General features: G+C 73.7%; 13 protein-coding genes. 5 read left to right on the top strand and 8 right to left on the bottom strand.

Translation table 11 applies throughout. The features are described from left to right. Window positions 1–4: 4 nt before the first annotated feature. Genes AB0M30_RS23380 through AB0M30_RS23355 form a run of 6 tightly spaced genes read right to left on the bottom strand, consistent with a single transcriptional unit; the run spans window position 5 to window position 7,729 of the window. Window positions 5–898, bottom strand: a complete 894-nt coding sequence (locus AB0M30_RS23380; protein WP_364586995.1) for a 3-hydroxyacyl-CoA dehydrogenase NAD-binding domain-containing protein — start codon at window positions 896–898, stop codon at window positions 5–7. Next, window positions 895–2,817 carry an acetoacetate--CoA ligase gene (locus AB0M30_RS23375; protein WP_364586992.1) on the bottom strand — a complete coding sequence of 641 codons (1,923 nt, stop codon included), beginning with the start codon at window positions 2,815–2,817 and terminating at the stop codon, window positions 895–897. The genes AB0M30_RS23380 and AB0M30_RS23375 overlap by 4 nt, the downstream gene beginning before the upstream one ends. Then, window positions 2,814–3,590 carry a crotonase/enoyl-CoA hydratase family protein gene (locus tag AB0M30_RS23370; RefSeq protein WP_364586989.1) on the bottom strand — a complete coding sequence of 259 codons (777 nt, stop codon included), beginning with the start codon at window positions 3,588–3,590 and terminating at the stop codon, window positions 2,814–2,816. The genes AB0M30_RS23375 and AB0M30_RS23370 overlap by 4 nt, the downstream gene beginning before the upstream one ends. Next, window positions 3,587–5,125: a long-chain fatty acid--CoA ligase gene (locus AB0M30_RS23365; RefSeq protein ID WP_364586986.1), complete on the bottom strand. Its 1,539-nt coding sequence runs from the start codon at window positions 5,123–5,125 to the stop codon at window positions 3,587–3,589. The genes AB0M30_RS23370 and AB0M30_RS23365 overlap by 4 nt, the downstream gene beginning before the upstream one ends. Before the next feature lie 11 nt (window positions 5,126–5,136). Next, a complete protein-coding gene (locus AB0M30_RS23360) occupies window positions 5,137–6,240 on the bottom strand; it encodes an NAD(P)-dependent alcohol dehydrogenase (protein ID WP_364586983.1) in 1,104 nt (367 codons plus the stop codon). Between the two features lie 16 nt (window positions 6,241–6,256). Further along, window positions 6,257–7,729 carry an aldehyde dehydrogenase family protein gene (locus tag AB0M30_RS23355; protein ID WP_364586980.1) on the bottom strand — a complete coding sequence of 491 codons (1,473 nt, stop codon included), beginning with the start codon at window positions 7,727–7,729 and terminating at the stop codon, window positions 6,257–6,259. A gap of 310 nt (window positions 7,730–8,039) precedes the next feature. Here AB0M30_RS23355 and AB0M30_RS23350 point away from each other — a divergent pair, with 310 nt between their 5' ends. Together AB0M30_RS23350 and AB0M30_RS23345 are read left to right on the top strand one after the other, a co-directional pair. Beyond that, complete coding sequence (locus AB0M30_RS23350) at window positions 8,040–9,641, top strand: sialidase family protein (RefSeq protein WP_364586978.1); 1,602 nt, start codon at window positions 8,040–8,042, stop codon at window positions 9,639–9,641. Window positions 9,642–9,899: 258 nt separating this feature from the next. After that, window positions 9,900–10,325 (top strand): STAS domain-containing protein, encoded by a 426-nt coding sequence (locus AB0M30_RS23345; RefSeq protein ID WP_364586975.1) that lies wholly within the window; start codon window positions 9,900–9,902, stop codon window positions 10,323–10,325. Between the two features lie 19 nt (window positions 10,326–10,344). Here AB0M30_RS23345 and AB0M30_RS23340 read toward each other — a convergent pair whose 3' ends face one another. After that, a complete protein-coding gene (locus tag AB0M30_RS23340; protein WP_364586972.1) occupies window positions 10,345–11,280 on the bottom strand; it encodes an NAD-dependent epimerase/dehydratase family protein in 936 nt (311 codons plus the stop codon). A gap of 134 nt (window positions 11,281–11,414) precedes the next feature. Between AB0M30_RS23340 and AB0M30_RS23335 the strand changes: the two genes are divergently transcribed. Together AB0M30_RS23335 and AB0M30_RS23330 are read left to right on the top strand one after the other, a co-directional pair. Continuing rightward, window positions 11,415–12,092, top strand: coding sequence for a TetR/AcrR family transcriptional regulator (locus tag AB0M30_RS23335; RefSeq protein ID WP_364586969.1), 678 nt, complete (start codon window positions 11,415–11,417; stop codon window positions 12,090–12,092). 161 nt (window positions 12,093–12,253) lie between these two features. Further along, window positions 12,254–12,790 carry a phosphatase PAP2 family protein gene (locus AB0M30_RS23330; RefSeq protein WP_364586967.1) on the top strand — a complete coding sequence of 179 codons (537 nt, stop codon included), beginning with the start codon at window positions 12,254–12,256 and terminating at the stop codon, window positions 12,788–12,790. On the opposite strand, the gene AB0M30_RS23325 is transcribed toward AB0M30_RS23330, so the two are convergent. Further along, window positions 12,762–13,694 carry an anti-sigma factor RsbA family regulatory protein gene (locus AB0M30_RS23325; RefSeq protein ID WP_364586964.1) on the bottom strand — a complete coding sequence of 311 codons (933 nt, stop codon included), beginning with the start codon at window positions 13,692–13,694 and terminating at the stop codon, window positions 12,762–12,764. The two genes, AB0M30_RS23330 and AB0M30_RS23325, sit on opposite strands and share 29 nt — an antisense overlap. A gap of 124 nt (window positions 13,695–13,818) precedes the next feature. Between AB0M30_RS23325 and AB0M30_RS23320 the strand changes: the two genes are divergently transcribed. Then, on the top strand, window positions 13,819–14,439 hold the full coding sequence (locus AB0M30_RS23320; protein ID WP_364586961.1) for a hypothetical protein: 621 nt from the start codon (window positions 13,819–13,821) through the stop codon (window positions 14,437–14,439). Window positions 14,440–14,445 lie beyond the last annotated feature (6 nt).

Raw genomic sequence — 14,445 nt, 5'->3', positions numbered from 1 at the left:
AGGGTCAGGGCAGGTCGGGCTGCGCGGCCTTGGCGGCCAGCAGCTGGTCGAGGACGGCGTCGCGGGCGGCGACGAGCCGGTCGTGGTCGGTACCGGCCAGTTCGGCGTCGACGCCGGCGACGAGGGACTCGGCGAGTTCCGGCGTCAGGTGGACGCGGCCGAGATCGCGCCACCACTCTTCGGTGGGCGGGCCGAGGTGGCGCAGGACGTGCGCGAGCCCGCCCGCGCCGCCGGAGAGGTGCTGGTTGACGAACGGGCCGAGCACGGCCCAGCGCAGGCCGGGCCCGTGCGCGATGGCGGCGTCGATGTCGGCGACCGTCGCGACCCCGCGCTCGACGAGGGAGTACGCCTCCTGCCAGAGCGCGGCCTGCAGCCGGTTCGCGACGTGGCCCGGCACCTCCCGCGTCAGCCGGATCGGCCGCTTGCCGACCGAGGAGTAGAACGCCATGGCCCGGTCGACGACTTCGGGCGCGGTGTCGCGGCCGGGCACGACCTCGACGAGCGGGATCAGGTGCGGTGGGTTGAACGGGTGCCCGACGACGACCCGCTCGGGGTGGCGCGGGCAGCCGCGGGCGATGACGCTCGGCAGCAGCCCGGACGAGCTGCTCGCCAGGATCACGTCCGGCCGCGCGGCTTCGTCGAGGACGGCGAACAGCGCGTGCTTGACGTCCTCGCGCTCGGGCCCGTTCTCCTGGACGAAATCGGCGGCGGCGGCCGCTTCGCCGGCGTCGGCGACGAACCGCAGCCGATCCGTCCGCGCGTCTCCGAGGGCACTCCGCAACCGCTCCTCGGCGCCGGGCGCCGGATCGGTGGCGATGACGTCGAGGCCCTGCCCCAGGAAGAGGGTGGCCCAGCCGGCCCCGATCACGCCGGTCCCGACGATCGCGACGGTCGTCATGCGCGCTCCAGGAGGAAGGCGTCGAGGGAGGCGGGATCGGCGAGCACGTCCCGGCCGACGACCTCGCCGACCGGGGCGCCGCGCAGGAGTTTCTTCACCGGCAGCTCCAGTTTCTTCCCGGTGCGGTTGCGGGGGATCGACGGCACGGCGGTGATCGCGTCCGGCACGTGCCGCGGCGAGAGCGCGGTCCGCAACGCCGACGCGATCTTGCCGCGCAAGGCGTCGTCGAGTTCGGCACCGGACCGCAACGCCACGAACAGCCGGAGGTCGCCGTTGCCGCCCGCCGGGTCTTCGAGGTGCACGACGAGGGAGTCCTCGATCTCCGGGAGTTCCTCGACGACGGCGTAGAACTCGGCGGTGCCCAGCCGGACGCCGCCGCGGTTGAGGGTGGCGTCGGAGCGGCCGGCGATCACGCAGCTGCCCTCGGGGGTGAACCGGATCCAGTCGCCGTGCCGCCAGACGCCGGGATAGGTCGAGAAGTACGTGTCGCGGTAGCGCGCACCGGAGTCGTCGCCCCAGAACCCCACCGGCATCGACGGCATCGGGGCGGTGATCACCAGCTCGCCCAGCTCCCCGACGACTTCGGCGCCGTGCTCGTCGAACGCCTTCGCGTCGACGCCGAGGCAGGGGCCGGAGATCTCGCCCGCCCGGACCGGCTGCAGCGGGCTGCCCTGGACGATGCCGCTGCACACGTCGGTGCCCCCGCTGCCGACGTTGAGCAGGACGCCCGGGAACCGCTCGTGCACCCAGTGGAAGCCCTCGGCGGGCAGCGGGCTGCCGGCCGCGCCGAGCTGCCGCAGCGCGGAAAGGTCGTACTCGGCGGCCGGGTCGAGGCCCGCCTTCCGGCACGCCATCAGGAATCCCGGGCTCGCGCCCATCAGCGTCGCCCGCGTTTCCTCGGCCAGCCGCCACTGCCAGGCCAGGTCCGGGTGCAGCGGGTTGCCGTCGACCAGGACGATCGACGCGCCGGTGAGCAGCCCCGAGACCAGCGCGTTCCACATCATCCAGGCGGTGGTGGAGAACCAGAGGATCCGGTCGCCGGGGCGCAGGTCCCAGCTGAGGCCGTGGTTCTTCAGGTGCTCAAGGAGGATTCCGCCGTGGCCGTGCACGATCGCCTTCGGCTTGCCCGTGGTGCCGGAGGAGAACAGCACGCACAGCGGGTGCGCGAAGGCGACCGGCTCGAACCCGGGCGCGCTTTCGGTGAGCAGGTCTTCCCAGGAGAGCGTGCCGGGCAGGTCGTGGCCGCCGTAGGGGATGTGCACGACGTGCTCGGCGGTGGGCAGGCCCGCGCGGATTTCGGCGACTTCGGCGCGGCGGTCGACGTCCTTGGCGCCGTAGCGGTAGCCGGACACCGTCAGCAGCACCCGCGGCTCGATCTGGCCGAACCGGTCGACCACCGACCGGGCCCCGAACTCGGGGGCGCAGGAGGCCCAGATCGCGCCCAGGCTCGCGACCGCGAGGTAGGCGACCACGGCTTCCGGGATGTTCGGCAGGTACGCCACAACCCGGTCGCCGCGCCCGACGCCGAGCCGGGCCAGGCCCGCGCGGGCGCGCGCGACCTGGTCGCGCAGCTGGTCCCAGGTGAGGTCGATGCGCTCCCGCGTCTGGGAGTAGGCGACGACCGCGGTGGCGCCGCCGGGCCCGTGGCCGAGGGCGTGCTCGGCGTAATTGAGGGTCGCGCCGGGGAACCATTCCGTGCCGGGCATGGTCCGGTCGGGCACCACCGCGGTGGCCGGGGTGTGCAGGCGGACGCCGAAGAAGTCCTTGATCGAGGACCAGAAGCCGCCGAGGTCGGTCACCGACCACCGGTGCAGGCCCGCGTAGTCGTCGAAGAAGTGCCCGCGGGCTTCCAGCCACCGCAGGTACCGGCCGATCTCGGTGGTTTCGCGGACGTCGGGGGCGACCGGGCGCAGGATCATCGGCCGACCTTCCCGGCCCGCTTTTCGAGGAACGCCTGCATCCGTTCCTTCGCCTCGGCGCTGCCACTGGCGACCGCGGCCATCAGCGCCTCCATCAGATACCCCTCGGCCGGGTTGGCCTCGGCGATGCGGGGGAGGGCCTGCAGGACGGCGAAGTTCGTGATCGAGGAGTTCGAGGCGATCTTGCGGGCCAGGCCGAGCGCGTGCTCCAGGCCGTTCTCGACGCGGTAGTGCGACAACCCGGCGGCGTGGCCCTCGTCGGCGTCGAGCACGCGGCCGGTGAGCATCATGTCGGCCATCCGGTGCGCGCCGATCAGCCGCGGCACCCGCACCGACCCGCCGCCGCCGACGAACAGCCCGCGCTGGCCTTCCGGCAGGGCGTAGAACGCCGAGGGTTCGGCCACGCGGATGTGCGCGGCGGCGGCCAGTTCCAGGCCGCCGCCGACGACCGCGCCCTTGAGCACGGCGACCACCGGGACCCGCCCGCGTTCGAGCCGCTCGAAGGCGCGGTGCCACATCATCGAGTGCTCCAGGCCCTCGAACGCGTCGCGCTCGGTGAGCTCGGACAGGTCGAGCCCGGCGGAGAAGTGGTCGCCGACGGCGTCGAGCACGACGGCCTTGACCCCCGGCGGCGGGGCGCCGAAGAACGTTTCGAGGCCGAGCACGGTGGCGTCGTCGAGGGCGTTGCGCTTCTCGGGACGGGCCAGCCACAGCACGGCGACGTCGTCCCGCAGCTCCAGGCGCAGTGAAGGGGGCAGCAGAGGCGTGGTCATGCGGGTCCGTTCGTGGTGAAGGTTTCGGCGGCGAGGGCGCGCAGTTCGACGCGGCGGATCTTGCCGGTGGCGTTGCGCGGCAAGGTGTCGGTGAACCGCACGTGTCTCGGCACCTTGTAGCGTGCCAGGTGCCGTTCGAGGTGGGCGCGGAACTGCGGTTCGTCCAGCTCGGCACCGGGCCGGACCACGACGAAGGCCGCGCCGGCCTCACCCCAGCGCTCGTCGGGCACGCCGACCACGGCGCAGGCGTCGACGGCGTCGAGCCGGACGGCGACCGCTTCGATCTCGGCCGGGTACACGTTTTCCCCGCCGGAGATGATCATGTCCTTGACCCGGTCGACGACGTGGGCCCAGCCGTCGTCGTCGACGCGGACGACGTCACCGGTGCGGAACCAGTCGTCCTCGACGAAGCTCGCTCGCGATTCTTCCGGCCGGTTCCAGTAGCCGCCGAAGACGTGCGGGCCGCGCACCAGCAGCTCGGCCGGTGTCCCGTCGAGCGGCTGCGGCGTGAGGTCCGGGCCGAGGGCCGCGACGTCGGTGAAGAAGTGCGGCACGCCGGCGGCGACCGGGTGGTCGAGCGTGCCCTCGTGGGTGGCCATCGAGACACCCGGGGCGGCTTCGGTCATGCCGTAGCCCTGCAGGAGTTTCACGCCGCGGTCGAGCCACGCGCGGGCGACGCGCTCGGCCACCGGCGACCCGCCGTAGAGCACGCAGGTCAGCGAGCTCAGGTCGGTGCGGTCCCAGTCCTCGTGGCGGCACATCATCTCCAGCATCGTGGGCACCGCGGAGAAGCTGGTGATCCCGGCCGCGCCGATCCGGGCGAGGATGGTGCCCGGGTCGAACTTGGCCACCGGTTCCACGCTGCCGCCCTTGAACAGCGTCGGCAGCGTGATCTGGCCGAGCCCGACGCAGTGGAACAGCGGCGCGATGCACAGCGCCTTGTCGGTGCCCAGGACGTCGAGGTGGGCGAGCTGGTTGACGGTGTTCCAGGTCAGGTTGCCGTGGGTGAGGACCGCCGCCTTCGGCCGTCCGGTGGTGCCGGAGGTGTAGAGCAGCAGGCACGGGTCTTCCAGCTCCACCCGCGTTTCCGGCGGGGGACCGGCCTCGGCGATCGCCGCCTCGAAGTCCCCGCCGGCCGGGTCCGTGGCGAGGACGACGCCGCCCGGCAGCCCACCGGCCGCGGCGACGAGGCCGGCCGTGTCCGGGCTGTGCACGAGGACCGACGCGCCGCTGTCGTCGAGCATGTACCGGATCTCCGTGGGGGCGAGCCGGTAGTTGAGCGGGACGAAGATCGCGCCGCAGCGGGCCGTGGCGAACAACGTCTCGAACACGGTGATGTCGTTGACGCCGAGGTAGGCCACGCGGTCGCCCGGGCGCACGCCGAGCCGGGTCAGCGCGCCGGCGAGGCGGGCGACCCGGTCGGCGAGCCCGGCGTGGGTCAGCGTCCGGTCCGCCTGCACGAGCGCGGTGCGGTCCGGGTTGATCCGCGCCCGGCGGGCGGGCCAGCTGCCGAGGCCGAAGTCGGGGAGGTGCACGGTCTTCTCCTTCACAGGCGGAGCACCGGTTTGATCGTCGTGCCGGCGAGCATGTCGTCCACTGCCTGTTGAATCTGCCCGAACTCGTAGTGCGTGACCAGCTTTTCGACCGGGAAGCGGCCCGCGGCGACCAGCCCGGCCAGGGTCGGCACCAGCGCCTGGGTCTCCGCGTCGCCCATGGTCAGGCCCACGACGTGCCGGCCGGGGAGCAGGAAGTTGACGTCCACGGGCACCTCGGTGCCGAACGCGGGCGCCCCGACGACGACCGCGGTGCCGCGCGCGGCCAGCGCGCCGATCGCCGTCCCCAGGACGCCGGCGTTGCCGGTGGTCTCGACGACGCCGTCGACGCCGCGGCCGCCGGTCAGCTTCCCGACCGTCTCGGCGAGGTCCTCGCCGCTGGTGTCGATCGTGTCGGTGGCGCCGAGCTCGCGGGCGAGTGTGAGCCGTGCCGCGACGCGGTCGACGGCGATGATCCGCGTCGCCGGCGTCAGGTGGGCGGCCATCACCGCCGACAGGCCGACCGCGCCGGCGCCGGTGACCAGCAGCGTGGCGCCCGGGCGCGGGGCGAGGACGTTCCACACGGCGCCGGCGCCGGTCATGATGCCGCAGCCGAGCGGGGCCAGCAGGTCCAGCGGCGCGTCGGCGGCGACCTTGACGACGCTGCGCTCGTCGGCGACGGCGTGCCCGGCGAAGCTGGACTGGCCGAAGAAGTGCCCGCCGAGCGGGGTGCCGTCGCGGGAGATCGGGGTCGTGCCGTCCGGGCGCCGGCCGCCGAGCAGGTTGGCGGGCAGCCAGGTCTCGCAGTAGGCGGGGTGGCCGTCGCGGCAGTTCGCGCAGCCGCCGCACGAGGTGTAGCTGAGCAGGACCCGGTCGCCGGTCCGCACGCGCGTGACGGCGGCGCCGACCTCCTCGACGATCCCGGCGCCTTCGTGGCCGAGCACGCCGGGCAGCGGGAAGGGCAGCGCGCCGGCGGCGACGCCGAGGTCGGTGTGGCAGACGCCGGTGGCGGCGATCCGGACCCGGACCTCGTCCGGGCGGAGGTCGTCTAGGGCCACTTCGCCGAGGGTGAAGCCGGCGCCGGCGGACTCCACGACGGCCGCGGTGGTGGTGGTCATGCGGGTGCTCCTGGGCTCAGGCGAGGGAGATGACGACGGACTTCGTGCGCGTGTACGCGTCGAGGGATTCGGGGCCGTACTCGCGGCCGTAGCCGGAGTCCTTCACGCCGCCGAAGGGGATCGCGGGATCGAGCATCGCCCAGTCGTTGACCCAGACGATCCCGGCCTGCAGCCGGGCGGCGACGCGGTGCGCGCGGGCGAGGTTCGTCGTCTGCAGCCCGGCCGCGAGGCCGTAGGGCGTGCTGTTGGCCAGCGCGACCGCTTCGTCTTCGGAGGTGAAGCGCTGGACGGTCAGCACGGGACCGAAGATCTCCTCCCGGATCACCCGGGAGTCGTCCGGCAGGTCCGCGATCACCGTGGGCTGGAAGAAGAACCCGCCCTCGATGTCCGGCCGGCCGCCGCCGGTGACGATCCGGCCGCCGTCGGCGCGGGCCTGCTCGACGTACTGCTCGACCTTCGCCCGGTGGCGCTCGCCCGCCATCGGGCCGACCACCGTCGCGGGGTCGAACGGGTCGCCGACCGGCACGTGCGGCACGGCTTCGGCGAGCGCGCCCAGGATCGTGTCGTACAGCGCGTCGGCGACGAGCAGCCGGGGCCCGCCCATGCAGAACTGGCCGGTGTTGAACACGAACGCCTTGATCGCCGCGCCGACCGCCTGCTCGACGTCGGCGTCCTCGAACACGATGTGCGCCGCGTTGCCGCCGAGCTCCAGGGTGACCGGCTTCAGGTGCTGCCCGGCCAGGGCCGCCGCGTGCCGGCCGACCGCGGTGGATCCGGTGAACGCGATCTTGTCCACCCCGGGGTGGCCCAGCAGGGTGTCCCCGATCTCCGAGCCGAAGCCGGTGACCACGTTGAGCGCGCCGTCGGGCACGCCGGCCTCGGCGAGCAGCCCGGCCATCAGCAGCGCGCTGAGGGAGGTGTCCTCGGCCGGCTTGTGCACCACGGTGTTGCCCGCGGCCAGCGCGGGCGCGATCTTCGAGGCGGAGAGGACCAGCGGGAAGTTGAACGGGGTGATCGCGGCGACCACGCCGAGCGGTTCGCGGCGGGTGTAGGCGTGCGCGGGGATCGGGACCGGCCGCGTCGCGCCGTCCAGGCCCTGCGCCAGGGCCGAGTAGTACTCGTACTGCTCGGCGACGGTCTCGACGTCGACCGCGCGGCACAGCGAGATCGGCTTGCCGACGTCGGCGCTCTCCAGGGCGGCGATCTCGTCGGCGCGGGATCGCACCAGGTCCGCGACCCGGTGCAGCACGCGGGCCCGCTCGCGGGCCGGCGTCGCGGCCCAGCCCGGGGCGGCCTGCCGGGCCGCGGCCACGGCCGCGTCGACGTCGGCGGCCGTCCCGCGGGCGAGGGAGGTGAGGGTCCGGCCGGTGGCCGGGTCCACGGCGTCGAAGCGGGCCTCGGTCTCCGTCCACCGGCCGCCGATGAACAGCCGGCCCGGTTCGACGTCCGGGCGGGGCCGGGTGCCCGGCTTCTCCTCCACTGCGGTCATCGTCCGACTCCTCACTGAGCGGCAGGTATATCAGGAACCCTGAGATGCATCAGGATGCGGTGGGGAGCCCGTCCGTGTCAAGGGCCGCGCTCCGGGCCGGCCGCGGCGGGATTTCCGGTGCAAATCTTTTGGCCATCCGTTAACCGATTCCCGTGTGGACGGACGACTTTTTCAGCGGGGAACCGGATGTTTCACCCGCGGCGCCCGGGACCCGTAACGACCGTGCGGGGAAAGGCGACTCCAGCGTGCCCGGTGCGGGACCGTGTCCGTTCCGTCCGGCCCGCGGGGCGTGTCGGAAAAGAGGTCACCCGTGAACCCGAAGAACTCCCGGCGGTTCGCCCGCCGATCCCTGCCGCCCGGCGCCGCGGTGGCCGCCCTGCTGGCCGGCGCCGGTGTCGCCGTCGCCACCACCTTCGCCGCCGGGGTGCCGGTCGCGGTGCCCGGCCACCCGCTCGGCGGCGGGGCGGCCTGCGCCGCGCTCGTCGCTCAGCAACAGGCGCGCGGCAGCGTCAACTACCCGGCGTCCGAGGTCGAGCCGTACGTCGCCGCCGACCCGGCCGACCCGCGGCACCTCGTCGGCTCGGCGCAGCAGGACCGCTGGAACGACGGCGGGTCGAACGGCCTGACCAACGTCGTGTCCCGTGACGGCGGGGCGACCTGGACGCCGGCCGCCGCGCAGCCGCGGTTCAGCATCTGCGCCGGCGCGCCGGCCGGCTCGCCCGGGTACTTCCAGCGCACCACCGACCCGTGGGTCAGCTTCTCCGCCGACGGCCGGGTCGTGTACTCGATCGCGGACTCCTTCAACGCCGACGGCCCGGCGTTCGGCGGGGCGAGCGCGATCCTGATCAGCCGCTCGCTCGACGGCGGCGACCACTGGGAAACCCCGGTCACCGCGCGCCTGGACACTTCGACGCAGGTGCTCAACGACAAGGAGACGGTGACCGCGGACCCGCTGCTCGCGGACCGCGCCTACGCGGTGTGGGACCAGCTGGTCTCGCCGCAGAGCCACGCCAACCCCAGCGCGTACACGCACGCGTTCACCTACCGCGGCCCGAGCTACTTCTCCCGCACCACCGACCAGGGCCGCACCTGGAGCACCGGCCGGATCATCTTCGACCCCGGGCAGAACGACCAGACGATCGGCAACCAGATCGTGGTGCCGGCGACCGGCCCGGGGCGGGGCGTGCTGATCAACGGCTTCGACCTGATCACCAACAAGGGCGGCGCCTGCCTGGTCACCCACGGCGGTGCGCACTGCCACGGCTCGTCGACCTCGACCGCGGCGGTCATCCGGTCCACCGACGGCGGGACGACGTGGTCCGGCGCGATCGGCATCGACACCCAGCAGGTGGCTTCGGTGACGATCGCCGGCCACCCGGTCCGCTCCAGCGACGAACTGCCCGAGTTCGCCGTCAACCCGGTGAACGGCTTCGTGTACGCGGTCTGGCAGGACGCCCGGTTCAGCGCCACCGGCGCGGCCAAGATCGCCTTCGCGCAGTCGGCCGACGGCGGGCTGACGTGGGGTGCCACGATCCGCGTCGACCAGTCGCCGGGGGACACCCCCGCGTTCGTGCCGCAGATCAAGGTGACCGCCGACGGCACGATCGGCCTGAGCTACTACGACCTGCAGAACGCGACGCCGGCGCAGCCCGGGCTCACCGACGCGTTCCTCGCCCACTGCCACGCCGCCACGAGCGACTGCGGCGACCCGGCGAACTGGGCGGTCAACGGGCAGACGAGGCTGACGGCCGCGCCGTTCGACTTCACCACCGCCCCGGACGCCGGCGGCTACTTCCTCGGCGACTACTCCGGGCTCGCGGCCACGGGTCCGGCGCTGACCGCGTACTTCGGCGTCGCGCGGCCGGTGGCCGTCAGCGGGGCGTCGGACATCTTCGCCAACCACGCCGGGTAGGTGAGCCGGGGGTGATCGGGAAACCGTGACTCGTCACGGTTTCCCGATCATCGTTCACCCGGATGGGTGGTTTGGATGGCGCGCGTGCGGACCGCGTGCGGAGGTAGGGGGTTCGGCCGTTGGCGGGGTTGCGCCGTTCGGATCAAGGACTACGCTGCGAAGTGCGGTTCAGCAGCATCCGTCCCCGAACTTGCCAGCGACCGAGCGGGTCGGTCGAGAACGACCCGCTCGTCACGTCATCTGCGAATGAGGCGTGGAATGTTAGTCGTCCAGCCCCCAGCGACGGCGATCCCCGTAGCGCCGTCGAAGCGCGAACAGCGCACCGCGTTCGACATCCAGGTCATCCGCCCGTACTTCGGCGCGGTCATGGTCCGCATCCGCGGCGCGCTCGACGCGGACAGCGCACCCCAGGTGCGATCGGCCCTCAGCACCTGGGCGCACCGCCGGTTCCCGGTCCTGGTGCTCGACCTGTCCGGGGTCGACTTCCTCGACGGAGCGGGCCTCGCGGCCCTCGGCGGCATCCAGGCGCGGGTGGTCCGCGAAAACGCGACGCTGCGCGTCGTCACGGGCGACAATCGGGTGGTGCGCCGGGCGTTGTCGGCCAGCGGGCTCGACCACGCGCTGAACGTCAGCCGCCTGCCGTCCGGGTGGGAACGCGCCACGGAGATCCCCAGCCAGAGCTGACGGGCCGCGCCGCGTCCTTTCACCGGGGCGTGGCGGGTTCGCGCAGTCCGTCGATCGTCTCCCGCAGTGCTTCGTCGGTCGGGGTCGGCTCGATGCCGAACGCCGCCGTCGCGGCCGACGAGTCGAGGACGAACGGCCGCCGCAGCTGGTACTCCATTTCCACCATCTCCCGCGCCATCGGGTTGAAGAAGCCGCCGAGGCGCAACACGAGGCCGGGCATGATGGTGACGCGGGCCGCCGGTGCGCCCGCCAGGTCCGCGGCGCGCTCGGCCAGCCGGCGCAGGGACATCGCCGGTGCCGTCGGCACGTGCCACGGCCGGCCCCACGCCCGCTCGTCGGCCGCGACCGCGACCAGGGTGCGGGCGACGTCGCCGACGTGGGTCCAGCTGTGCGGGGCGTCCAGGTCGGCCGGCGCCGAGGCTCGCTTGCCGGCCAGCACCTTCGGCAGGACCAGGGCGGTGAACGACGAAAGCGCGCCGGCACCGAGGTAATCGGACCCCCGCACGTCGGCCGTGCGGATGCGGCCGGCTTCGTGCGCGGCCAGCGCGTCGGCCCACAGCTTCGCCCGCACCTCGCCCTTCACCGAGTTCGGCCGCATCGGCTGCTGCTCGGTGATCGGGCCGTCGACGGCGCCGTAGGCGTAGAGGTTGCCGGTCGTGACCAGCGGGACTCCGCTCGTCTCGGCGGCGCGCAGGAGCGCCGCCCCGAGCGGGGGCCAATCGGCGGCCCAGCGGTGGTAGGCGGGTCCGCCGCAGCTGTACAGCGCGACCGCGCCTTCGGCGTGCCGCGCGAGGGTGGCGGCGTCGGTGGCGTCGGCGGCGATCAGCCGGACGCCGTCGACCGCCGGGCCCCCGCCGCTGCGGCTGAGCAGCAGGACCTCTTCACCGCGGGAAGCGAGCAGACGAGCCGTGGCCGAGCCGACCGGACCGGCTCCGACGATGACGTGCAGGGACATTGGGGACCACCTTTTCCACCCAGGCGAGAACACTGTTCTCGAATGAGAACACCGTACTGGCGCACGGCGGCCGCCGTCAAGAACACTGTTCTCGCCGAGATCGGGTGTTCTCGGAAGTGTGCGAGACTGGGGTGGTGTCCGCCTCGTCGCTGCGTGCCCGGGTCCGCTCGGAGATGCACCAGGAAATCAAGGAAGCCGCCCGGCGCCGGCTCGCCGAGGAGGGTGCGAACCTGTCCCTGCGTGCCGTGGCGCGGGACATGGACATCGTCCCTTCGGCGCTGTACCGGTACTTCCCGAGCCGCGATGCCCTGCTGACCGCGTTGATCATCGACGCGTACGAGGGGCTGGGCGCGGCCGCGGAAGCCGCCGAAGCGGCGGTTCCGCGCGACGACCCGCGCGGCCGGTGGCTGGCCGTGTGCCGCGCGGTGCGGGCCTGGGCGCTCGCGCACCCGGCCGAATACGGCTTGCTCTACGGAACCCCGGTGCCCGGCTACGCCGCCCCGCCGGAAACCGTGGCACTCGCGTCGAAGGTGATCCTCCTGCTCACCGCCGTCGTCGGCGACGCCCCGGGGGAGCCGGGCGCACCCCGGCCGCTGCCCGGGCCGGTCCGCACCGACCTGCGGCGGCTGATCGACCAGCAGGCCGCGGACGTGCCGGAGGAATGCCTGGACCGGGTGCTGCTCGCGTGGACGCACTTGTTCGGCCAGCTCAGCTTCGAGGTCTTCCACCGGCTGGACGTCATGATCGCGGCGCGCACCGAATACTTCGAGCACCACATGGCCCTGCTGGCCGACCTCGCCGGCCTGCCGTGACCCGCCCCAGCGGGCGAGATCGCCGATGAGGCCGTGCGGTTCGGCGTCGATCCGGTCGAGGCCGTTGTCGGTCTCGAGGCCGTGGCGCGGACAACCGCGGGGATGCTCCATCCTGGACAGACGGGTGATTGAACCGGGGCCGGTGCGGGAAGTTGGGGGCCATGCCGAGCGAAATGTCCCCTCCGGCCGACGATGGACCGGATGAAAACGAGCTTCCGGTCACCCGGCCGGCATGGCCGGTCACGGCGCTCAGCGCGGCGGCGCAGGGCGGCCTGCTGTGGGTCCTCGTGGCCGGCGTGCTGGCGTGGCGGCCGGGGCCCCGGCGCCGGGCGGCGGGCCGCGGGCTCGTGGCGGCCGCGGCCGGGATGGCGTTCGGGCACGGCGTGAAGGCCGTGGTGCGCCGGCCGCGGCCGGCCGCGCAGAACCTGCCGGCCCACCGCGCACTGCTCGAACAGCCGAAGTCTTCGGCGTTCCCGTCCACGCACGCGACGACGGCGGCCGCGTTCACGGTCGCCGTCGCGCTCACCGCGCCCGCGACGGGGGCCGCGCTCGCGCCGCTGGCGGCCGCGGTCTGCTACAGCAGGCTCCGGACGCGGGCGCACTGGCCGACCGACGTGTACGGCGGCGTCGCGATCGGTGCCGTCGTGGGTGGGCTCGTGCACCGCCGGTTCAGGCGCGGAAGTACGCCCGGAAGGTAGTGCCGTCGTCGCCGGTGTGCAGGCGGACGAGGTCGGCGAGCTGGTTGACGAGCAGCAGCCCGCGGCCGCGCGGCTGGTACGGGGTCGCGGGGTGGCGCCCGGCGAGGGGATCGGTGAGCCGGCCGAGGTCGTGGACCTCGCAGACGAACTCCCCGTCGCCGCCCCAGAACCGGACGGTGCCCGAGCCGCTGCCGTGTTCGACGCTGTTGGACAGCAGTTCGGTGACGACCACCTCGACGTCGGCGACCCGGACCTCGTCCAGCCCGCAGGCGGCCGCGCGGACGTGGGTCAGCGCGCGGGCCGCCGCGAGGTCGGTGGTGTCCGCCAGTTCGAAGGCCCCGGCCGGCACGGGCAGGGGCTGGTTGTACCGGGCGACCAGGTCGTCCGGGGCGTAGGCGGGGCTGGTGCGCTGCCCGGTGCCGTCGATCACGACCGGGTGCGTGACCTCGGCGTCGGCGAGGACGTCCGGGGCGAGCGCGCCGGCGTCGTAGGGACAGAGGATGGTCGCGTCCCGGCCGGTGAAGGCGAGGTTGATGAGGGCTTCGTGCTGGGCGCACGCCGGGTACTCGACGGCCGAGCGGGCCGCCCAGATCGGCTCGCCGATGATCCGCACCGGCCGGCCGGGGTGGCTGTCGGCGAAGGCGCGCAGCACGCCGGGGATGATCCGCCCCGGGTTGCGCCCGGCCTCGGTCATGTCCAGCAGCCGCACCCGCGCGGCGTCGGCGCCGAGTTCCCGCCGCAGCAGCTCGAGGTTGTCGCCGGGGACCGCGACCGCCACCGGCTCCCCGGCGGCGAGGGCGCCCCGGACGAACGGCACGGTGCCCGCCAGGTATTCGGCGGCACCCCGGTAGAACAACGCGGGGTGCCCGAACGCGCCGGTGCCCGTCTCCGCGGTTGCGCTCAAGCCGCCTCTCCTTCCACCGGGGACGTCACCAGTATGCGCGAACCCATCCCCGGATCGGGCGGCCCCGGTCACTGACCGCTACAGTGCAAAAAAGCGCGGCATCGCTTCGACCTGGGGGGTCAGCTTGCTGGAGACGCGCCGCATCACGGCGTCCGACGGCGCCGCACTGCTGGGCGGCTTGGTGTCCGGGGCCGTCGGGGCGTACGCCTACTACAGCCCCACGCTGCGGCCGCTGGCGCACGCGTTCACGCTGTGGATAGCCCTGCTGGCCGCGGTGGTGCCGGGCGCCCGCGACGGCCGGGCGATCGCCCGCGCGATCGTCGCGCTGGCGGCGGCGGTGGTGGCGTTCTACTACGGCAAGGACGTCATGTACGGCGTCAAGTATCCGGGGATGCCGTATGAGGTGGACCTCGGACAGCTGGGGTTGTGGTGCGTCCTGGCGGCGGTCGCGGGCGTGGCGGCGGGCGTGGTGTTCGGCCCGATCGGCCGCGAGGACGTCCGCGGCACCGTGAGCACGGCGCTGGCGGCGGGGCTGCTGCTCGGCGAGGTGGTCCGCCGGTCCGGCCGGGCCGACGGAGTGGTGTTCACGGTGGCGACGCTGCTGGCGCTCGGGCTGGTGCTGGTGCGCGGGATCCGCTCGCGTCCGCAGGCGGTCCGGGTGGCGGGGTGGACGGTGCCGATGGCGTTGGCCGGGTTCCTGCTGGTGTCGGCGCCGGATGTGCTGGAGCAGATCGTGCTGATCTGAGACTCG

The organism is Amycolatopsis sp. NPDC051716 (assembly GCF_040681595.1).
In the GTDB taxonomy this organism is placed as follows: Bacteria; Actinomycetota; Actinomycetes; order Mycobacteriales; family Pseudonocardiaceae; genus Amycolatopsis.
This window is presented reverse-complemented; position numbering and strand designations above follow the sequence as displayed.